This is a genomic window from Klebsiella sp. RCJ4 (assembly GCF_009025755.1).
Taxonomy (GTDB): Bacteria; Pseudomonadota; Gammaproteobacteria; order Enterobacterales; family Enterobacteriaceae; genus Klebsiella; species Klebsiella michiganensis.
In genome coordinates this window covers 14,749-34,843 of the sequence record NZ_WCIN01000045.1, presented here as the reverse complement: position 1 = coordinate 34,843, position 20,095 = coordinate 14,749, and the positions used below count along the sequence as shown (strand labels likewise).

The window sequence follows — 20,095 nt, the reverse complement described above, 5'->3', positions numbered from 1 at the left end:
TCATGAGGTGATGTATGGAATATAAATTCCCGGATGGGTTTTGGTGGGGGAGCGCTTCATCTGCGACGCAATCAGAAGGTTCGGTTGATGGCGATGGAAAAGCAAAAAACATATGGGATCATTGGTATAATCTTGAGCCGAACAGATTTCATGAGCAAATTGGTCCGGCTGAAACATCCACGTTTTACAAGAATTATCATCAAGATATTCTGTTGATGAAGCGTATTGGACATAACAGCTTCCGGACATCTATCTCCTGGGCCCGATTGATGCCGGATGGCGAAAAAATCAACCGGGAAGCCGTCGAATTTTATAATAATGTCATTGATGATTTAATCGAAAATGGCATTGAACCGATTTTCGGGCTTTTCCATTTCGACATGCCGCTATACTGGCAGGAGCGAGGAGGATGGCAAAGCAGGGAAACGGTTGCAGCCTATGAAACCTACGCCAAAGTTTGTTTTGAACTGTTTGGTGATAGAGTTAAGCACTGGGTTACCTTTAATGAGCCGGTTGTCGTTGTGGAAGGGGGATATTTATACGACTTCCACTACCCGAATAATGTAAATTTCCGCAGCGCGGCGCAAGTTGCGTTTCATATCATGCTGGCACACAGTAAAGCGGTAAGAGCGTATAAAGACATGGGGCTGTCCGGTAAAATTGGCATAGTGCTTAATCTGACGCCTTCATACCCTCGGTCTAATAATGAAGAGGACTTGAAAGCATCGTTTATTGCTGACCTATTCTTCAACCGTTCATTCCTGGAGCCAGCAATAAATGGTATCTATCCGGTCGAACTAATAGAGATTTTAAAAACCTACGATCAGTTGCCAGAATACGAAAGTGGAGACCTGGAAATCATCCAGCAGGGTAAGGTTGACTTCCTCGGCGTTAACTATTACCAACCGCGAAGAGTCAAAGCCAGGGCAACGATGATCAATCCTGATTCACCGTTCATGCCCGATTGGTTTTTTGAAAACTATGAAATGCCTGGCCGTAAAATGAACGTATATCGTGGCTGGGAAATTTATGAACAGGGTATTTACGATATCTTAATCAACCTACGCGATAACTATGGAAATATCCCTTGCTATATTTCTGAAAATGGCATGGGTGTTGAGAACGAGACCCGATTTATTGCTGATGACGGGCAGGTAAAAGATCATTACCGAATTGATTTTATTCGGGAGCACCTGAAGTGGGTACACCGTGCTATTAGCGAAGGGTCTCAATGCCAGGGATATCATTTATGGACCTTTATTGACAACTGGTCGTGGATGAATGCTTACAAAAACCGATATGGTTTCATTAGCCTGGACCTGGATTCTCAAGTTCGCACCGTGAAACAGAGCGGTGAATGGTTTGCAGAAGTTTCCGTGAATAATGGATTTTGATGAGGATAGTATGTTAGATACCGAAGAAGTCGTTATGGGTATTATTGTTAATGCCGGCCATTCAAGAAGTTTATGCTATGAAGCATTAAATCATGCGAAATCAGGTGATTTTGATCATGCCAGCAAATTACTTGAGATGGCCGCTGAAGCGGGTAAAGAAGCGCATGCCATACAGACTAAGCTGATTGAAGAAGACGAAGGAATGGGGAAAACGACGATGACGCTTGTGATGGTACATGCGCAAGATCATCTGATGACATCTATCCTGTGTCGCGAAATGATAACCGAGTTGGTTCAGATCTATAAAAGTAAATTGAATTAGCCTTGAATAAAGAAGGCGTCCTGGATTCGCAACCGCGCTCGCTCAGCAAAGATAGCGTGACCCTATTATCCGGGGCGTCCTTCTATAAGGGTCTACGTCATGGTTTATTTTCAGAGCTGAACTTAGCCGCGAAGCATGGACATTTGACTATGCGAATAAGCTTCATAACAGCATAATTAAGCCGGCTACGATCAGTAAATTGGTAAACGCTATATTACCGAATTAGTATTCGGCTTTTTACTACCAGCAGTCGGTCATGGAAATGCCAGTTTACTTCGCTTTTATCGCCCCGGACGGCGCACACAAAGACGGACCTGATGCTATCTGATTATTTCTGACGAAAATATCGATAGTTACCTCGGCTTGAAGGGTGATTAAACATGAAATTAAAGCATGCGCTGTGCGGATGGGTACCTTCGGATTTTGACCTCTACAAGGAAACATACCTGAAGTACGGTGGCAGTGTGAATATGCACCCAGACGTTGTTCGCTTTTTTATGGACGAAAAAATACTAACATTCGATTTCTGGCATACCGAAAACAATGGGGATATCACTGCCGCATATTTCGTGACGAATAAAAAATATCCCGGCCTGAATGTTTGGCAGGATTATCCCATATCCTATGACGAAATCATTCTGCCTGCGGCTCCCGAACATAAGGTGATTCTCCCGACGAAAACTAACCGACTTTCGTCGGTCCTTCGTGGATGCGTGCTCAATTCCATTCCGGCCTTTGGCCAGGCGCCTGAGGTTTACCGAATTAAAGAGTCGTTTTCGACGAAAACGACCCGGAAGCGAAATGGTGAACTAAAACGTTTTATAAGTGCAGGCGGGGAAATCCGGCCCCTTGCAGAAATGTCCGCCAGCGTGATTGCGGACCTGTACGTCGCGCTGTTCAGATCCCGTTTTGTGGATTCCGTCCGGTGCTATGACAGATTCAGGATTGAAGCGCTGCTTAGCGCACTGCCGCAGATGGTCTCCGGGAATGCGCTCTTATTAGGTGCAATGAGTCCGGTGAAGTACCGGCAGCATCTTGGGATCACAACATAACAGTCCAGGAATACATCCGCAGCCCCGAAAGTGACATTAGAATATGGGAGTTACAACATCAGTGCGGATAACAAAGATTATGTTAAATTCAATAATAAACGAAATAAAAATCAATATGTTGAGGCAGTGGCCTGCTACTTTCCCACTCCAGCAACCAGTCATGGAAGCTTTAGAAACAGAGTCCTCTCATGAGTTTGTGATGCCTTAAATCCATGGTGAGCATAGAAACCTTTGGCTTCTTCAGTAAGCGCATGAACCATTATCGCACGAACGCCAATGTTCTCAGCTACGCGATAACACCGTAGAACTGCATCGTGGAGTAAATCGGCACCAACCCCTTTTCCGTGCAATGAGACATCTACCGCCAGGCGAGCGAGTATAATCACCGGTATAGGATCTGGCATGTTACGCCGAAGACTGCCTGTAGCTTCCGTATGGTTAACGCTACCGGTGGCCAAAGAGTAAAAACCAGCTACTTTCTTCGTACCCTTCTTGCAAACAACGAACGTTCGGGCAGCGCCAAGAGCTTGATTTTTTAAACCTCTCTGTTTTAGCCATTCATCGAGGACTGTCTCTCCACTGACGAACTCAGCCAGCTGATGAGCGCTGGATAACGGCTCGGGCGCGGTTATACGTCCCACTGAGGTTTCCTTGCCAGTAGTTTATTAATGGCGGAATCATCCTCGACTGGTGCATCGAGCATATCGATGAACTCTGCATACTGTTCGTCGTTAAAATTGAAAACACGGCGATCAAGGATCACATTCTCCGCAGCCTTGCAGGCAATCTCTAGGATAAAGTCGGTTCGCGATTTATGAAGGATCTCTGCAGCGGCATCGATGAGTGCTCTCTGAGACTCTTTAGCTCTTAGGTTGAGTTGAACATCTGATTTCATACACACCTCTCCTGTATAGCAATTGGTATACAAGAATAACACAACACGAACGTATAGCAAATGCTACACATCTCAAAGTGTCGATAATGCGTTTTATGTTAAATATCAGAAACTTAGCGTCAAATTACAGCTATTCTTCTGCAATGGCCTGCTCACTATCACTGCCAGCACGGCTTCAGTCGGGATAGATGGATTCTTTTCTGGCATTAATGCCATAAAGACAAACACGTTTTTTTTCAGGCAAATGGATACCCATCAGGCGAAGAATAAAACCGCGCCACCCCCGGTTAACCTGACGGTTATAGTCATACAGGTCTGCATTTTCTTTTTTAAGCTTTGACCATTCATGCATGAGTGTTAGTGCATTGAGCTCGGCGATGTGCTTCACTTCATCACCGATACGTACTGTGTTAATGCCTCTTCCCGTCATGATGATCCCCTCCGGCAATATCAGTTTCAGATTAACGCTGTTGTGATGATGATTTAACTACACACTAAAGGCAATCTAACGTTTAATCATACCCCTGATAATAAAGAACATCATGGTTAATGAAAACACAATCAGAAGCCAGCCAAAGGGTTTGGCATCAAAAACAGTAGTGATGCAATCATTAGTACAGGTAACCACCTTCGGGGTGACAATAGAAATTCCCCATCCAAGAATAACTACCATAGTGCCTGCTACTGCGGCTAAGAAAAAAGTGGTGAAGAATGCGCATCCGACTACCAGTAACAATCCAATCAGTTCAAATATCATATTCATGATTGCGCTCCAGGTGAGATAACTGCGAACAGACTGATGCTGGCTGTATTATTTAACATATTTCCAGACGCCTGCAGGTATTTTATCATAAAACTTCCCCATTGCCATTTCCGCCAGCCGGTGATCCACTGCGGCATTAAAGTGCTCAAGTTCGTCATCCGTCAGGGAATATTTATTTTTTTCTATTATCCTTTCCAGAGTTTCCTGTGATGTACAGCGGCGTAGTCGTAAAATCCATTCCTGTTTCGTCATTAATTTATATCCTGAGGTGTCCCGGTAATATCATTCTGGAAGATGCTTTTCTTTCAGTCGGTTATGAGTGAACCATTTTGCATATGTAATGTAAACCACAAAAGTTAAGAGTGCGGACAGACTATATAGATACGGCGCGGCATGAACCCTGGAGATGACTGGGGAACAGGATTCTCAAACAACATAAGTTAATTGTAAGGTCGGCATGACCAAAAAAGACATTGTGTATGGACTCTTTCATTATTATTCATTTCGCTTATAAAAAAAACGCTCCCGGACGGGAGCGTAAGCCAGTGACTTCGGCGTCAAATGAGGGTCTGACAAGTGGAGCTGCGGGTTAATTCTGGGTGATCTGGCTGCGATGCTTTTCCGCCTGTTGCTGATGAATAACGGAAGACTGACCATTATTCGCCTTCTCATGCACAACAGCGGCTTTCTCATGCTCGCTCATTTCGGAAAATGGCTTAGCAGTTTTTTGGGTGTTCTCAGGTTTGGCTTTCATCATTTTTTTATGCATTTCAGCCATGTCCTGATGGGCGGCAGTATTGCCGTTTTGCATCATTTCATGGGACATTGCGGCCTGATCGTGACCGCTCATATCCATCATTTTCATGCTCTCCCCCTGAACTGCACTTTTTTCAGCGGATGATTGCATCTGATGGGCAGGCGCCTGGGCATTATTTACCTGGTCATGCATGTTCATTGTCTCTGCAGCCCAGGCAGATGAAGCGACAGCCATCATGGCAATAAAGGATACAAGGATCTTTTTCATGGTTGGGTCTCCGGTGTTTTCATACCCGAACAATCAATGCTTATAACAGAGAAAGCATTTGATCTCAGGGCTGGTTGATCATCACGCCAGGAACCGGGCGATTGAATTATCACGCTGTCCTGATTTATGACTGATTATAAAAAACCGCCTCTGTTTATCACGTGACTGAATGATGACATTTTTGTCACCTTCCGGTTTTCTCCTGAATAACGTTATTAATCCATTAACAGACGCACACTGAACACAATTTCCCGCCCCTGCTGTTCTGCTGACAGCTCGCCGCCGTGAGCATGAATGATCGACCTTGTAATTGATAATCCCAGCCCCGCGCCTTCCGTGTTGTAGAACCTTGATGAGTCTGCGCGATAGAACCGGTCAAACAAACGTTCCAGATTAGCGGGAACCTGGCCGGACATCGTATTCGTAATCATCACGTTCACACAGTCACTGTCACGCTCAAGGTGTATCGCTGTACAGGTGTTATCGGGAGAATACTTGATTGCATTGGAAAGCAGGTTACTGAAAGCACGTCGGAGCATATCGCTGTCTCCGGCAACAACGCCCTCTCCTTCAACCGTGATTGTCTTTCCTGTTTCGTCTGCCAGGGGCTCGAACAACTCACGTAATTCATTCAGTTCGGCTGCCAGATCCACATCATGTTTATCCAGCCGCAGCAGACCATGCTCTGAACGTGCCAGAAAAAGCATGTCACTGGTCATTCGTGACAACCTTTTCAGTTCTTCCAGGTTAGCGAATAAAATTTCGCGGTAATGCGAAACATCCCTTTCCTTAGCCAGTGCAAACTGCGTCTGCATCATCAGATTACTGACTGGTGTGCGCAGCTCATGCGCGATGTCAGACGAGAAATCTGACAGTTTCCGGAATGCCCCCTCCAGGCGATCAAACATATTATTGAACTCCTGCATGGTCTCAGAGATTTCCGGCGGAGCCAGATCGGGATTTAGACGCTGATCCAGGCTGTGTACGGTCATGGAGGAAGCCAGACTGGTCATTTCCCGTAGCGGTTTCAGACCAATACGTGTGGTCAGCCAGCCCAGAATAACAGAAATAAAGACCAGACCGATATTGAACCAGAACAGCCAGGTACTGAGTTTGTCCATAAACAGGGTGTGATACCCAGTATCCGTGGCAACCGTAATGATGACATGTTTGCTTTTACCCTGTTCCGGCGTCACGGCAACCCGCCGCGAGATACTGCGGTACACGGTGTTATTTTCTTCCGTCTGGATCATATAGTCGAGAATATCACCCGACTTATTAAGCAGGACCGCTGGAACAACAGAATTTTTGGCATAGAGTTCAACAATTTTTTCATTTTCCATGTTTTTTATAGAAATGAATAAGCCATTGTGCCCCACCATCGCATCGTTTATTTTTTCTGATAATGACTTAATATCCGTTTTGTTCCTGAACGTCTCTGTTTTAAGAAACTCTTCGGTGAGCTGAAGTTTACCTGTCAGAAAATCGCGGTCCTGATTATCGAAATAGCCATTCAGGGTGCTAATCAGGATAAAACTTGATAACCACCATACCGTAAGCATCACCGCAGAAAAAATCAGGCTCAGGCGTGTGGTCAGGGAAATTTTGAACCTCACTCTTCTCTGATCTCCAGGACATATCCGGCACCGCGAACGGTATGGATCAGTTTTGGCTCAAAGTCATCATCAATTTTACTTCTCAGACGTCTCACGGCGACATCAATCACATTCGTATCACTGTCAAAATTCATGTTCCAGACCAGGGACGAGATAAGACTCCTGGGTAACACTTCTCCGGTGCGTTGCAGCAGCAACTCAAGCAGAACGTATTCTTTACCGGTGAGATGGATCTTCTTCCCCGAACGGATCACGGTCCGGCGCACCATATCAACGGTCAAATCGGCGATGGTGCAGACTGTTGCGGCCTGCGAGCGGGCGCGTCGCAGCAAGGTTCTTACACGTGCAACCAGCTCCGTAAAATCAAAGGGCTTAATCAGGTAGTCATCTGCGCCAAGCTCCAGTCCTTTCACTTTGTCCCGCACGTTGTCCTTTGCGGTTAAAAACAGGACCGGTTCTTCGTGCCCGGACTCCCTCAGTGCGCTGATGATTTGCCACCCGTCGAGGAAAGGCAGCATCACGTCCAGTATTATCAAATCATACTGTCCCTTCGACGCGGCCCCGAGACCATCGCGGCCATTATTAAAGAGATCGGCCTGATAGCCTTCCTCAACCAGTCCCTGCTGCAGGTAACGACCTGTTTTTTGTTCGTCTTCAACGATTAAAATACGCTGCATGGTCAACTCGCTGATATGAAAGTAAAAATCTCACGCATGAGCTTTGGCTGTCCCCTAGCTGACCTGAGACGGAGCAAGCATTCCGAGCCACGCTACGGCGCCCAGAATGATAATCGCAACAACGAATTCTGTCAGGATGCTGTTTCGCATCAGGGCAACGCTGCGATCATAATTCCCTTCCCTGACCATAACTTCAAGCCGGGGACCCAGGTGAAACCGGTTTGCTGCAGCCAGAAGAAGCATCAGAACAAACAGAGCCGTCTTGGCAAGCAATATCCTCCCCCAGGAACTGTTGAATAAGGGAGTTAAGTTACCCTCAGCAATATACAGATAGTTGACCAGCGCACTCAGGATCAGGGCTACAACAATCACCGTTCCTGCCGTGGCAAATTTTGCCAGGGAGTCAGATATCACAATGACGCTCTGTGCATTATGCTCGTTTCTGCGCATCAGCAGGATAGCAAATGCAACCAGAGCACCTGTCCAGGCACCTGCAGCGCCGAGATGGGTCAGATCGCTCAGTAAATGGAGATAGTAATGCAGACCGTCATGCATAACGGCGTGTCCTCCCCAGGCAAGTGTAGCCAGCGCCACGCCCCCACTCATCGTCATCAGCAGGCAGGACAATACTCTCTTATTAGTGTAAAGGAACAAAGCACCGAGTGTGGTAAACAGGGCACAGAGCCTGACAATCCAGCTAATACCCACATCAGTTTCTTCTATCACCATCTCGATAATATGGATGGATAATTCTCTGAGGTCAGTTACTCCACTCATGGCATTAGATACCAGGAGCATATTAATGCCAGTAAGAATGATGCCTGTAACAACAGCAAAGGTTATAAACGACCTTAAATTAGTCAGGTTATAGGTTTCATGTCTGACACCGCTTATTCCATATATCTGAAAAAATGGCAATCCAAATATTACCATCAAATCCAGATAAAGAAGAAAACGAATAACAATCATAATCAGGTCGTTCATAATATTACTTCACTGTAAAGGTGTAATTACCGGTAATAGGGTGCGTATCTGAAGAAACCGCGCGCCAGTCAACACGATAAGTGCCAGCGGGTAAAGGCTCTCGCGGAATAATGACCATCGATTTAGGGTCAGCGCCTGGCGCCACTTTTGCCGCGACCGGCATCGGAGAATGTGATGACATGCCTTTCATACCCGTCATCGTTAATTTTGCACCTGAGAATTTCACGGTCAGATTTTCCGAGAAATTAAGCTGAATCTTTTCCGGGGCCGCTACGGCTGAATCAGCCTGTGGCACAGAGCTTTTTAATTCCGGATGGGCCATAGCAGAGAAAGCAACGCCCATAACGAGGCCACCTGTAAGAATGGCTTTATTTAAAATCGACATTTTATTTACCTGTTTAGTTGAGTGTTTTATATCAGTGCGTTAAAACCAGATTCTGGCTCCCGCCAGGAATACTACCTGATGGTCTTTCTCACCTTCTCTTTTCGCCATATCGGATGTTTTCCCGTAAAGTTGATTCCAGGAAACGCCTATATAGGGTGCAAACTCACGGCGTATTTCATAGCGCAGCCGGAGCCCCAGCTCTGTGTCAGTCAGTCCCCTGCCGCGACCCCGCGATTCATCATCCTGACTGTAGAAATTCACCTCATAGGATGGCTGGAGTATGAGCCGGTTAGTCAGTAAAACGTCGTATTCTCCTCCCAGACGAAGGGCTGCTTTTCCGCCATTACTGACAAAACCCGTAATTTCAGACTCAAAATTATAGAGTGCCAGCCCCTGAAAACCGACAGCAGCCCAGGTCCGGGCAGAAGCAGGTCTGAAATCCTGCCTGACACCCGCAACCAAATCCCACCATGGGCCAACCGCATGTCCCCAGAGTAACTGCGCTTCAGCCGCCTCCGTTTCCCCATTGCTTCGTTCACCTTCACTCTTTAGCCAAATCCGATCTGTGTCGCCTCCAATCCAGCTGTTAACACTCCAGCTGAAATTGTTGGTGTTATCCGACCGTTGCCATTCCAGTTGATCCAGCAGAACCAGATAATTAATCGCACTGTCGTGAATCGCATGCCCCTGTAAATTGCCGAATGCAGCCTTCCGGTCGGCATCGGTAACAGGCGGAATTGGCGTTCTGCTCTCAGTTACAATGGGCTCCATTGACGTCATCTCAGTGAAATTCTCATCTGCTGGCATCTGCATGGCAGACATGTCGTGCCCGGCGTGGGGATCTGCAGAGACGGAGCCCGCCGCAATAGAAAGCTGTGAGGTAAACAAACCGGCGACCAGAACAGGTATGGCCTTCAAATTTCTCTTCATTCGCATCATTCCTCCACCCGGACTTCACGAAACATTCCCATTTCCATGTGATAGAGCAAATGGCAGTGATACGCCCAGCGGCCAAGCGCATCTGCTGTCACTCTGTAACTGCGTTTTGTACCAGGGGGAACATCTATTGTGTGTTTACGAACCATGAAATTACCGTTTTCATCTTCCAGATCGCTCCACATACCATGCAGGTGAATGGGGTGAGTCATCATGGTATCGTTGATCAGCGTGATCCTGAGCCGCTCACCGTATTTCAGCAGCACCGGTGCGGCATCTGAAAACTTGATTCCGTTAAATGACCAGGCAAACTTTTCCATGTGGCCGGTTAAATGCAGTTCTATGGTACGGCCAGGTTCACGTCCGTCAGGATCCTCAAAGCGGCTTTTCAAATCCGCGTACGTGAGAACCTTTCTTCCGTTATTTCGAAGACCAATACCCGGATCATTTAATTTCGGAGAGACGCTCATCGCCTGCATATCAACCAGTGGGTTATCCGTTTCTGACGCAGGATGACTTTGCATACCCGGCATTCCGGCCATCCGGGAATGATCCATACCGGCCATGCTGCTGTGATCCATGGGCGCGGAGGATGTCCCGCTATCCGGAAGGTCAGCACCGTCCATAGACATCATCTCTCCGCTGTTATCCATGCCTCCCATCTGGCTGTGGTCCATTCCTGCCATATCATGTCCCATTCCCCCCATACCCATATCTTCCATGGTCAACAGAGGACGGGGATCGAGGGGGGGAACGGCAGCACTTAACCCTTCTCTCGTGGCCAGTGTCCCTCGAGCGTAACCGGTCCTGTCCATGGATTGTGCGAAGATGGTATAGGCCTCACCCTGAGGCTCCACAATGACATCATAGGTTTCGGCAACGGCAATCCTGAATTCGTCAACGGTAACCGGGTTTACATACTGGCCATCTGCAGCCACGACCGTCATTTTCAGCCCGGGGATACGGATATCGAAATAGGTCATTGCCGAGCCGTTGATAAACCGTAAGCGTATCTTTTCACCGGGACGGAACAGTCCGGTCCAGTTTTTCAGCGGGGCCTGCCCGTTCATGAGATAGGTGTAGGTGTAGCCACTGACATCCGCGAGGTCAGTCGGATTCATTTTCATTTCAGCCCACATTTTCCGATCGGCAATGGTGGCTGACAGCCCCCTGGTATTCACGTCGCGGAAAAAAGAGCCAACGGTTGGTTTATTGAAATTGTAGTAATCCGACTGTTTTTTTAATTTTTTCAGCAGGCTGTGAGGATTTTCATCGGTCCAGTCAGACAACATGACCACATGCTCACGATCGTAAGCAAACGGTTCTGGCTCCCTGGCATCGATGATAATGGCACCGTATACCCCCTCCTGTTCCTGCAGACCGGAATGGCTGTGGTACCAGTAAGTCCCGTTCTGCTTAACCTTAAAGGTGTAAACGTAGGTATCATCAGGCTCTATGCCCATAAAACTCAGCCCCGGAACACCATCCATATTGGCCGGAAGAATAATGCCGTGCCAGTGAATGGACGTCTGTTCATTAAGACGGTTTTTGACCTTCAGGGTAATGGTGTCACCTTCTTTCCAGCGAAGAACGGGCCCCGGCAGGCCTCCATTGATTGTTTTGGCCTGACGCTCACTGCCCGTGATATTGACGGCCGTTTCACCAATGGTCAGGTCAAACTGAGTACCCTGCAGGGATGCGGCAACTGGCAGGCTCAGACTGGAACGCGCATTGAAACTCCATACGCCAAGACTTCCGGCTACGCCAGAGAGGGTTAACCCCTTCAGGAAAGTTCGTCGAGACGTTTTCAACAGCATGCGCATTCCCTTATTTAAAGTATGGTTACTGACAGAATTCGAGAACCGATTTAAATTAAATTACTGGTTCATCCACTTACAATGAAATGAATCTAGCACACCTTAAGAAACAAATTCATTACAATCGTGTAATGTACGTGGCTGTATTACATTTACGTCATCTTCCCCACAGGTTGATTTTTTTATATATGATCATAAGGACATCTTTTATGTACCTCAGAAGGTAATTACACATGAATATATTAATCACGACCACTGCGTTTACAGCTTTATTTTGTGGGGCAGCTTTTGCTCAGTCCAGTGATATTGCCCATGAAGCACATCGATTTGTTAATAATGCCTCAGCCGTCAGTCATGTGAACTCCTCGACGCATGAAAACTTACCGGACAGGGTTAATAAAAACAACACGCCCTCATTCTCCGAAATGAATGAACATGAAAGGGCCATTGTTGCTCATTCATTTATGAACAACAGCGCGTCCTATGCGCATCAGAAAATGATTGAGGAACATAAAAAAATGCTGTCCGGCAGTGATGCAAATTCAAAGACCTCGTCTTCTTCTTTTAACGAACTGAATGCCGGAGAAAAAGCCGCTCTCGTGCATGAGCAGGTCAATAATGCCGGTGCGGAAGCACATCAGACGCAGGCAAGAAAGCTTCGCGGGCTGTATTCGACCAGGTAACTGCAGGCGGGTTAGAGCTTAGCGTCAGGTGCGCAGCAGGGCTTTACTGACGGGTTACGTAGCAGGACATGAGCCCCATATTGCTCTGCCGTAACCTGTTTCAGTCCCGTTAATCATCACCGTCGGGCTGGTCATACAGTTCCCAGAGCTTCAGGAGCAAACGGGAAACAAGATATGTTACAAAAATGACGACCATCAACGGTGCTCCCGATTAACTGACAGATGACACGCCTCCTGAAAACCCCTAGCATACGCCGCAGTGTTCATGCTAACGGCGAATTCCAGTAAATGTATTCTACCGATGTCGTAAAAGAAAATGCCTACCTTTCAGCCACCCGCTCGGGGCTGGAATCGAACGAGATCGCTACTCTTCAGCGCTCCTTGCCTTCCCGGTTTAATCTGCGGCATTTGAAAAAAAATGAATCATTAAAACTCGTACTGCAAAAGAAAGCGGGAAAATCACGTGTCGTGGCCTATAAATTTACGTCCGGTTCATTTAATTACACGGCGTATCGTATATCAGATAAAAAGTTCTATAACCTTTCCGATACTTCCGGGAAAGGCAGTCTCGATTATCCGTTACCGGCCACAGCAAGACTCAGTTCGCCTTTCAATCCTGCAAGACTTAACCCGGTATCGGGAAAAGTGAGTCCCCATAATGGCATTGATTATTCCATGCCCATGAACACGAAAATAGTCAGCGTCATCGACGGAAAAATCACCCGGGCCGAATACAACAGCACCATGGGATATTTTGTTGAAGTAACAGGAAAAGCCGGTGTTAAAACTCGCTATCTCCACCTCAATAAAATACTCGTTACTAAAGGGGCCAGGGTTACCCGGGGAGACGCTATTGCGTTATCCGGTAACAGCGGACGTTCATCCGGTCCTCATCTGCATTACGAGCTGGTCATCAATAACAATCCTGTTAACTCACTGGCGTTCCGGGCAGCGGCACCCGCTGATAACAAACTTGAACAGCATGCCTTTGCGCATGCCAGAGACTACGAACGATACCTGGACTGATAACGGGGCCGCGACGCGGCCCCGTCTGCCGGATTAATTTTTTTTATCGTTTTCACTTCCTTGATGTTGATGATCTCCATGCCCTCCGTGGCCGTGGAAAAGATGCATTAGCGGGCAGACCAGCAATAACAGATATGGCCAGTAACCTGCCACATGTGACCAGTGTTCGCGCAGGAGGGCAAATGCCGCAATCGCGGCGACAGCAATAAGCGCATAGGTGGTACTTTTCATACCGGACTCCTTCTGTTAGTAACAGACCCTTCATTCAGGGTTATTTCCCGAGCCTGACACTTTTCAGACGCAACGCATTTGCAATGACGCTAACGGAGGAAAGGGCCATAGCCGCCGCCGCAATAACTGGCGACAGCAGTATTCCATACACAGGATAAAGCAGACCTGCAGCTACAGGCACCCCAAGAGCATTGTAGATAAACGCAAAAAACAGATTCTGCCGGATATTTTTCATGGTGATTTCTGACAGATGACGGGCCCTGTTGAGTATCATCAAATCGCCTTTGAGAAGGGTAACGCCAGCACTTTCTATTGCCACATCTGTACCCGTTCCCATGGCTATACCCACGTCAGCCGCTGCCAGCGCCGGGGCATCATTCACACCGTCTCCGGCCATCGCAACCACATGGCCAGACGCTTTCAGTCGGGTTATCACTGCTTTTTTGCCATCCGGCAGAATCCCGGCTTCAACCTCATCTATTCCCAGTTTCCGTGCGACTGCTTCAGCAGTAAGCTGGTTATCCCCGGTGAGCATAACAATGCGGATCCCCGCCTGACGCAAAGCTTTAAGCGCATCCGGCGTGGTTGCTTTCACGGGATCCGAGATAGCTATCAGGCCTGCAAGGTTCCCGTCTGTGGCCACATAGATAACGGTAGCGCCTTCCATCCGCAACGTATCCGCAACGGCCTTTTGATTATCAATAACGATACTGTTTTCCTGCATAGCCAGTTCATTACCAATAACAACCCGTTGACCTTCGACATCGCCTGAGACACCTTTCCCCGACGGGGCATTGAAATTACTGACGGCAGGTATCACGATCCCCTTTTCATGCGCGGCTCTGACAACAGCCATACCCAACGGATGCTGCGAACCTTTTTCCACTGCAGCTGTTACACGTAAAAGAGATATTTCCCCACCCGGACTGAGACTGATAATCCCTGTCACCGTAGGCGAACCTTCCGTGAGCGTGCCTGTTTTGTCGACAACCAGCGTGTCCACTTTTTCAAGACGCTCAAGGGCTTCGGCATTCTTGATTAACACCCCGGCCTGGGCGCCTTTGCCCACCCCCACCATTATCGACATCGGCGTGGCCAGTCCCAGCGCGCAGGGACAGGCAATAATCAGGACCGACACAGCCGCAATGAGACCGTGCGCCATCCTGGGCTCGGGCCCCCAGACAGACCAGATCAAGAAAGCAACAACCGCGATAAGTATCACCAGAGGAACAAACCAGCCTGAAACGCTGTCTGCCATTCTCTGGATGGGGGCACGCGAACGCTGTGCATCAGCGACCATCTGAACAATTCGTGAGAGCATCGTTTCATCACCGACTTTCTCTGCACGGATGATAAGACTACCTGTCTGATTAATCGTCCCCCCAATGACAGGGTCACCCTTCGTTTTGGTAACCGGCATAGACTCCCCGGTCACCATCGATTCATCAACGGTTGTTTTGCCTTCGATCACGATACCGTCGACCGGAATACTCTCTCCAGGTCTGATGCGGAGCTTATCGCCAGGCAGGACATCTTCCGCATTAATATCCGTTTCATGACCGTCATGATCCAGCCGTCTGGCGGTTTTGGGGGCAAGGTTCAGAAGCGCAGTAATGGCGCCTGAGGTTTGTTCCCGTGCCCGCAGCTCAAGAACCTGTCCCAGCAGAACAAGCACCGTAATAACTGCTGCGGCTTCAAAATAAACGGCCACCAGGCCATCCATGTTTCTGAACGATGCAGGAAACCAGGAGGGGAAGACGGTTGCAATGACGCTGTAAACCCAGGCTACGCCGGTCCCCATTGCAACAAGGGTAAACATATTCAGGGAGCGGTTACGTAACGACATTCCGGCCCGGGCGAAGAATGGCCAGCCACACCACAACACGACAGGGGAGGCCAGAAGCAACTGCAGCCATGTGTTGTACTGTGGCGGTACTGTATTCCTCAAGTCGGGAAACAGATGAGATCCCATTTCGAGTACCAGAACCGGAAACGCCAGCAACAACCCCAGCCAGAAGCGTCTTGTCATGTCGTGAAGTTCATCACTCGGCCCCGTGGATGCCGTAGCTACGAGCGGCTCCAGTGCCATTCCACAGACAGGACAGCTTCCGGGACCACTGCGGCGTATCTCCGGGTGCATCGGACATGTCCACACACCTTCAGAATTCTCTTTTTCCGCCTGGTTGTGAGGCTGTTTTATCTGATCAGGGCTGACTTCGTGATGATCGTGGTGATGGTGATGGGAATGTTCACTGGCATCTTCGGTAAGATAACGATCGGGATGGGCTTTAAATTTACTCTCACAGCTGGCGGAGCAGAAATAAAGTTGGTGGTCCTGGTATCGAATGCTGCTGTGCGCCCTGTCGGGCAGGATGGCCATCCCGCACACGGGATCTCTCACCTTATGCAATACGTGGCCCTCGTCCGGGGATAATGTCTGCTCAGAAGCAGTCTGGTTGTTGTGTTGCACTGCATTGTCATTTTTCACAGTAACTCTCCTTATGCATACCGAAGCATCTTCTGTCTTCAGGGTATGTCATGGATGCGATTACCACGAATATCGCCGGCACAGGAGTGCCTGCTACCGGCGTCCCGTTATCAGCCGTTCCGCTGACTATTCGATTCGCTGGAAGACTTTTTTACTTCCATCCGGTGAGAATGCGATAACATCGTAAGCCTCTTTTCGGGCTCCCATCTCCATTCCAGGACTTCCTGCTGGCATACCGGGGGTGGCGAGACCGTATATACCCGAACCAGACTGCATTGCCTTATGTATCGTTGTCGCAGGCACATGGCCTTCAATGATCAAATTACCGGCAACCGCGGTATGACAACTTCGTAGTCCTGCAGGAATAGCATGCTTTTCTTTCAGGGCTGACAGCGCCTGATCATTCATGACGTGAGTTCGTACTTCAAACCCGTCTTTTTCCATCGCTTTGCCCCACAGGGAACAACAGCCACAGTTTTCAGATTTGTACATATCAATCACTTTTTCACTCGCCATCGCGGGTAGTGAAAGGCCGAGAGCCAGCGCCATTAGAACCACTTTTTTCATACTCACCTCTGTATATTATCGATATAAACCCTGACGTCAGGGTGAATCAGTAAAGAAGGACACCCACAGGGGGTGCCCTTTCAGGTTCAGGACACGCTTTTTTTATGTCTGCGCAGCCAGATTAATTTGTAGGCGGCAGGAATAATGAACAGGGACAGCAGCGGAGCCGTGATCATCCCACCAATCATGGGTGCCGCGATACGGCTCATGACTTCTGAACCTGCACCGGTTCCCCAGAGTATTGGCAGCAGACCCGCAATGATCACCGCCACGGTCATGGCTTTCGGCCGGACACGCAGTACGGCACCATGATAGAGGGCTTCATCAAGGCCTTCCGGTGTGAACGTCTCTTTACGGGACAATTCCGGGTGCGCTTCAATGGCATGACGCAGATACATCAGCATGACCACGCCAAACTCTGCTGCCACCCCGGCCAGGGCGATAAACCCGGTTCCGGTCGCCACTGACATATGGAAGCCCTGCCAGTACAGGAACCATATCCCGCCAACCAGGGCAAACGGCAGGCTCATCAGAATAAGTAAGGCCTCATCAGCCCGGCGGAATGCCAGATATAACAGGATGAAGATGATCATCACCGTCATCGGTACCATCAGTTTTAATTTCTTATTGGCGTGCTCGAGTAATTCAAACTGTCCTGAGAATGCCACACTGGTCCCCGGTCTCAGTTTCACTTTCTCACTGATGGCCGTCTTAATATCGTTCACCACCGACACCATGTCCCTGCCGCGGGCATCAACATAAATCCAGCTGGCTGGCCGGGCATTTTCGGTTTTCAGCATGGTTGGTCCGGAAACGACCTTAATATCGGCAACATCGCCCAGCGTAATTTGCTGCTTCATTGGGGTCAGGATTGGCATCTCTCTCAACGCCTGCGGACTGTTACGGTAATCCTGCGGATAGCGAATGTTAATAGGGTACCGGGCCACGCCTTCAACCGTCTCACCCACCATAGCCCCACCGATTGCTGAAGAGACGAACAGCTGGACGTCGCCCACAGTCATCCCGTACCGGGAAGCTTTCTCCCGGTTGATATCGATATCGATGTAGCGCCCGCCCTCAAGTCGCTCAGCCAGGACAGACACCACGCCAGGCACGGTTTTGGCTACCGCCTCGATACTCTGCGCCGTCGCGTCGATATCGGACAGAACAGTCCCGGACACTTTGATACCTATCGGGCTTTTGATCCCGGTTGAGAGCATATCAATACGGTTACGGATAGGCGGCACCCAGAGGTTTGCCAGACCCGGTAAACGGACTGTCCTGTCGAGTTCATCAATAATCTTGTCAATTGTCATGCCGGGACGCCACTGATCCTCAGGTTTGAGCTGGATCGTGGTTTCCACCATTTCGAGCGGCGCGGAATCCGTTGCGGTCTCTGCTTTACCGGTCTTGCCAAATACAGAAGCCACTTCAGGAACGCTTTTGATTAACTTGTCTGTTGTCTGCAGGAGCGCTGCAGCTTCTGCCGGAGAGACGCCAGGCAAGGTCGACGGCATATACAGCAGATCGCCCTCGTTAATCTTCGGCAGAAATTCACCGCCCACCTGACTCAGTGGCCAGATAACCGTGAAAATGGACAAGGCCGCAACCAGCAGGGTTGTTTTTGGCCAGTGGAGGACCCGCAGCAGCAAAGGATGATACGCTTTGATCAGCACCCGGTTCAGGGGATTACTTGTCTCGGCAGGAATTTTCCCCCGGATCCAGAATCCCATCAGAATAGGAATGACGATGATGGCCAGTGCGGCCGCTCCCGCCATGGAGTACGTTTTCGTGAATGCCAGCGGGCCAAACAGACGACCTTCCTGCCCTTCCAGGGTAAAGATAGGAATAAAGGACAGGGTGATGATCAGCAGGCTAATGAACAACGCGGGTCCCACTTCCACGGAGGCGTCGGTAATCACCTTCCAGCGGGTGGCGTTGTCAATCTGCTCACCCGGATGCTGATGATCCCACTCCTCAAGCCGTTTGTGCGCATTTTCAATCATCACAATGGCGGCATCCACCATCGCACCGACGGCAATCGCTATCCCTCCCAGCGACATGATATTGGCGTTCAGTCCCTGGAAGTGCATGACGATAAAGGCGATACACAGGCCAAGTGGCAGAGAAATAATCGCCACCAGGGCAGAACGGACATGCCAGAGGAACAGTGCGCAAACGACAGCAACAACGATAAACTCTTCAAGAAGCTTGTAACTGAGGTTATCAATCGCCCGGTCGATTAACTGGCTGCGATCGTAGGTGGTCACGATTTCAACGCCTTCCGGCAGGCTGGCCTTCAGCGTCTCCAGTTTATCCCTCACTGCCGTGATAACGTCGCGCGCATTTTTACCCGACCGCAGGATCACCACGCCGCCAGCGACTTCTCCCTGGCCGTTCAGCTCGGCAATACCACGCCTCATTTCGGGCCCGGTCTGCACGCGGGCAACATCCCGCAGATAAACCGGCACGCCGTTCTCACCTGTTTTCAGGACGATGTTATTAAAATCATCAATGCTCTGAAGATAACCGCTGGCACGGACCATATACTCCGCTTCGGCCATTTCAACGGATGAGCCACCGGCCTCCTGGTTAGACGATTCAAGTGCCTGTTTCACTTCGGGCAGGCTGATACCGTACTGGGACAGTTTTACCGGATTGACCTGAATCTGGTACTGTTTCACCACGCCGCCAACCGAAGCGACCTCAGCCACGTTCGGGATGGTTTTCAGCTCAAATTTCAGGAACCAGTCCTGCAGAGAGCGCAGTTCTGAAAGGTCGTGTTTTCCGTTGCGATCGACAAGGGCATATTCAAAAATCCAGCCCACACCCGTGGCATCAGGACCGATTTCAGAACTCACACCGGCAGGCAGTTTTCCCTGAACCTGATTCAGATATTCCAGCACGCGGGAACGGGCCCAGTACAGATCGGTGCCGTCTTCAAAAATGACATACACATACGAATCCCCGAACTGTGAAAAACCACGCACGGTTTTTGCGCCAGGTACGGACAGCATGGTGGTGGTAAGTGGATAGGTGACCTGGTTTTCTACAATCTGCGGGGCCTGGCCGGGATAGCTGGTTTTGATAATGACCTGTACATCTGACAGGTCAGGCAAGGCATCGACCGGCGTGTTAATAATCGTCCATGTACCCCAGATGCTGAGAAACAGGGCCCCCATCATGACCAGGAAACGGTTGGCGACAGAGCGCCGGATAATCCATTCAATCATCG

21 protein-coding genes are annotated in these 20,095 nt (G+C 49.1%); 5 read left to right on the top strand and 16 right to left on the bottom strand.

Features of this window, described 5'->3' with window-relative positions; translation table 11 throughout:
* Nucleotides 1-14: 14 nt before the first annotated feature.
* The 3 genes from F8562_RS25285 to F8562_RS25275 all read left to right on the top strand — a co-directional run bounded on the left by F8562_RS25285 (nt 15) and on the right by F8562_RS25275 (nt 2,768).
* Nucleotides 15-1,394 carry a glycoside hydrolase family 1 protein gene (locus tag F8562_RS25285; RefSeq protein WP_049594011.1) on the top strand — a complete coding sequence of 460 codons (1,380 nt, stop codon included), beginning with the start codon at nt 15-17 and terminating at the stop codon, nt 1,392-1,394.
* A gap of 10 nt (nt 1,395-1,404) precedes the next feature.
* Nucleotides 1,405-1,716, top strand: coding sequence for a PTS lactose/cellobiose transporter subunit IIA (locus F8562_RS25280; protein ID WP_049594032.1), 312 nt, complete (start codon nt 1,405-1,407; stop codon nt 1,714-1,716).
* Nucleotides 1,717-2,096: 380 nt separating this feature from the next.
* Complete coding sequence (locus tag F8562_RS25275) at nt 2,097-2,768, top strand: hypothetical protein (RefSeq protein ID WP_224239842.1); 672 nt, start codon at nt 2,097-2,099, stop codon at nt 2,766-2,768.
* A 158-nt stretch (nt 2,769-2,926) separates the two neighbouring features.
* Here the strand turns inward: F8562_RS25275 and F8562_RS25270 are convergent, their stop codons facing one another.
* From F8562_RS25270 to pcoA, 12 genes are all read right to left on the bottom strand, one after another.
* Nucleotides 2,927-3,409 carry a GNAT family N-acetyltransferase gene (locus tag F8562_RS25270; protein ID WP_004098919.1) on the bottom strand — a complete coding sequence of 161 codons (483 nt, stop codon included), beginning with the start codon at nt 3,407-3,409 and terminating at the stop codon, nt 2,927-2,929.
* Complete coding sequence (locus F8562_RS25265) at nt 3,397-3,663, bottom strand: DUF1778 domain-containing protein (protein WP_004098921.1); 267 nt, start codon at nt 3,661-3,663, stop codon at nt 3,397-3,399. The genes F8562_RS25270 and F8562_RS25265 overlap by 13 nt, the downstream gene beginning before the upstream one ends.
* Before the next feature lie 175 nt (nt 3,664-3,838).
* Nucleotides 3,839-4,093, bottom strand: coding sequence for a hypothetical protein (locus tag F8562_RS25260; protein WP_004098924.1), 255 nt, complete (start codon nt 4,091-4,093; stop codon nt 3,839-3,841).
* 75 nt (nt 4,094-4,168) lie between these two features.
* The gene (locus F8562_RS25255; RefSeq protein ID WP_004098928.1) at nt 4,169-4,426 is read right to left on the bottom strand and encodes a hypothetical protein; all 258 of its coding nucleotides are present in this window, start codon (nt 4,424-4,426) and stop codon (nt 4,169-4,171) included.
* A 48-nt stretch (nt 4,427-4,474) separates the two neighbouring features.
* Nucleotides 4,475-4,678 carry an HHA domain-containing protein gene (locus F8562_RS25250; RefSeq protein ID WP_004098931.1) on the bottom strand — a complete coding sequence of 68 codons (204 nt, stop codon included), beginning with the start codon at nt 4,676-4,678 and terminating at the stop codon, nt 4,475-4,477.
* A 337-nt stretch (nt 4,679-5,015) separates the two neighbouring features.
* Entirely contained in the window at nt 5,016-5,450 is a 435-nt protein-coding gene (locus F8562_RS25245) for a hypothetical protein (protein ID WP_004098933.1), read from the bottom strand.
* Between the two features lie 215 nt (nt 5,451-5,665).
* Nucleotides 5,666-7,066 (bottom strand): copper resistance membrane spanning protein PcoS, encoded by a 1,401-nt coding sequence (gene pcoS, locus F8562_RS25240; protein ID WP_064360950.1) that lies wholly within the window; start codon nt 7,064-7,066, stop codon nt 5,666-5,668.
* Complete coding sequence (gene pcoR, locus F8562_RS25235; protein WP_004098938.1) at nt 7,063-7,743, bottom strand: copper response regulator transcription factor PcoR; 681 nt, start codon at nt 7,741-7,743, stop codon at nt 7,063-7,065. Before pcoR ends, pcoS begins: the two co-directional genes overlap by 4 nt.
* A gap of 54 nt (nt 7,744-7,797) precedes the next feature.
* Complete coding sequence (gene pcoD, locus F8562_RS25230) at nt 7,798-8,676, bottom strand: copper resistance inner membrane protein PcoD (protein WP_306440360.1); 879 nt, start codon at nt 8,674-8,676, stop codon at nt 7,798-7,800.
* A 55-nt stretch (nt 8,677-8,731) separates the two neighbouring features.
* On the bottom strand, nt 8,732-9,112 hold the full coding sequence (gene pcoC / locus F8562_RS25225) for a copper resistance system metallochaperone PcoC (protein WP_000025662.1): 381 nt from the start codon (nt 9,110-9,112) through the stop codon (nt 8,732-8,734).
* A 39-nt stretch (nt 9,113-9,151) separates the two neighbouring features.
* A complete protein-coding gene (gene pcoB / locus F8562_RS25220; protein ID WP_001378118.1) occupies nt 9,152-10,042 on the bottom strand; it encodes a copper resistance outer membrane transporter PcoB in 891 nt (296 codons plus the stop codon).
* A 5-nt stretch (nt 10,043-10,047) separates the two neighbouring features.
* Complete coding sequence (pcoA, locus tag F8562_RS25215; RefSeq protein ID WP_000925242.1) at nt 10,048-11,865, bottom strand: multicopper oxidase PcoA; 1,818 nt, start codon at nt 11,863-11,865, stop codon at nt 10,048-10,050.
* 233 nt (nt 11,866-12,098) lie between these two features.
* On the opposite strand from pcoA, the gene F8562_RS25210 reads away from it, so the two are divergent.
* Nucleotides 12,099-12,548, top strand: coding sequence for a copper resistance protein (locus tag F8562_RS25210; protein ID WP_001023257.1), 450 nt, complete (start codon nt 12,099-12,101; stop codon nt 12,546-12,548).
* A 288-nt stretch (nt 12,549-12,836) separates the two neighbouring features.
* A complete protein-coding gene (locus tag F8562_RS25205; RefSeq protein WP_004118669.1) occupies nt 12,837-13,574 on the top strand; it encodes a peptidoglycan DD-metalloendopeptidase family protein in 738 nt (245 codons plus the stop codon).
* Nucleotides 13,575-13,607: 33 nt separating this feature from the next.
* On the opposite strand, the gene F8562_RS25200 is transcribed toward F8562_RS25205, so the two are convergent.
* From F8562_RS25200 to silA, 4 genes are all read right to left on the bottom strand, one after another.
* Nucleotides 13,608-13,805, bottom strand: coding sequence for a DUF2933 domain-containing protein (locus F8562_RS25200; protein ID WP_000843497.1), 198 nt, complete (start codon nt 13,803-13,805; stop codon nt 13,608-13,610).
* 40 nt (nt 13,806-13,845) lie between these two features.
* Nucleotides 13,846-16,293, bottom strand: coding sequence for an Ag(+)-translocating P-type ATPase SilP (silP, locus tag F8562_RS25195; protein ID WP_004098955.1), 2,448 nt, complete (start codon nt 16,291-16,293; stop codon nt 13,846-13,848).
* A 126-nt stretch (nt 16,294-16,419) separates the two neighbouring features.
* Nucleotides 16,420-16,860, bottom strand: a complete 441-nt coding sequence (locus F8562_RS25190) for a DUF411 domain-containing protein (protein WP_000758228.1) — start codon at nt 16,858-16,860, stop codon at nt 16,420-16,422.
* Between the two features lie 86 nt (nt 16,861-16,946).
* Nucleotides 16,947-20,093, bottom strand: a complete 3,147-nt coding sequence (silA, locus tag F8562_RS25185; RefSeq protein ID WP_004098958.1) for a Cu(+)/Ag(+) efflux RND transporter permease subunit SilA — start codon at nt 20,091-20,093, stop codon at nt 16,947-16,949.
* Nucleotides 20,094-20,095 lie beyond the last annotated feature (2 nt).

Bases quoted from the DNA above. Each gene is read 5' to 3' on its own strand.
- F8562_RS25285 (WP_049594011.1), top strand. From the start codon at position 15: ATGGAATATAAATTCCCGGATGGGTTTTGGTGGGGGAGCGCTTCATCT.
- F8562_RS25280 (WP_049594032.1), top strand. From the start codon at position 1,405: ATGTTAGATACCGAAGAAGTCGTTATGGGTATTATTGTTAATGCCGGC.
- F8562_RS25275 (WP_224239842.1), top strand. From the start codon at position 2,097: ATGAAATTAAAGCATGCGCTGTGCGGATGGGTACCTTCGGATTTTGAC.
- F8562_RS25265 (WP_004098921.1), bottom strand. From the start codon at position 3,663: ATGAAATCAGATGTTCAACTCAACCTAAGAGCTAAAGAGTCTCAGAGA.
- F8562_RS25260 (WP_004098924.1), bottom strand. From the start codon at position 4,093: ATGACGGGAAGAGGCATTAACACAGTACGTATCGGTGATGAAGTGAAG.
- F8562_RS25255 (WP_004098928.1), bottom strand. From the start codon at position 4,426: ATGAATATGATATTTGAACTGATTGGATTGTTACTGGTAGTCGGATGC.
- F8562_RS25250 (WP_004098931.1), bottom strand. From the start codon at position 4,678: ATGACGAAACAGGAATGGATTTTACGACTACGCCGCTGTACATCACAG.
- F8562_RS25245 (WP_004098933.1), bottom strand. From the start codon at position 5,450: ATGAAAAAGATCCTTGTATCCTTTATTGCCATGATGGCTGTCGCTTCA.
- pcoR (WP_004098938.1), bottom strand. From the start codon at position 7,743: ATGCAGCGTATTTTAATCGTTGAAGACGAACAAAAAACAGGTCGTTAC.
- pcoD (WP_306440360.1), bottom strand. From the start codon at position 8,676: ATGGTAATATTTGGATTGCCATTTTTTCAGATATATGGAATAAGCGGT.
- pcoC (WP_000025662.1), bottom strand. From the start codon at position 9,112: ATGTCGATTTTAAATAAAGCCATTCTTACAGGTGGCCTCGTTATGGGC.
- pcoB (WP_001378118.1), bottom strand. From the start codon at position 10,042: ATGAAGAGAAATTTGAAGGCCATACCTGTTCTGGTCGCCGGTTTGTTT.
- pcoA (WP_000925242.1), bottom strand. From the start codon at position 11,865: ATGCTGTTGAAAACGTCTCGACGAACTTTCCTGAAGGGGTTAACCCTC.
- F8562_RS25210 (WP_001023257.1), top strand. From the start codon at position 12,099: ATGAATATATTAATCACGACCACTGCGTTTACAGCTTTATTTTGTGGG.
- F8562_RS25205 (WP_004118669.1), top strand. From the start codon at position 12,837: ATGTATTCTACCGATGTCGTAAAAGAAAATGCCTACCTTTCAGCCACC.
- F8562_RS25200 (WP_000843497.1), bottom strand. From the start codon at position 13,805: ATGAAAAGTACCACCTATGCGCTTATTGCTGTCGCCGCGATTGCGGCA.
- F8562_RS25190 (WP_000758228.1), bottom strand. From the start codon at position 16,860: ATGAAAAAAGTGGTTCTAATGGCGCTGGCTCTCGGCCTTTCACTACCC.
- silA (WP_004098958.1), bottom strand. From the start codon at position 20,093: ATGATTGAATGGATTATCCGGCGCTCTGTCGCCAACCGTTTCCTGGTC.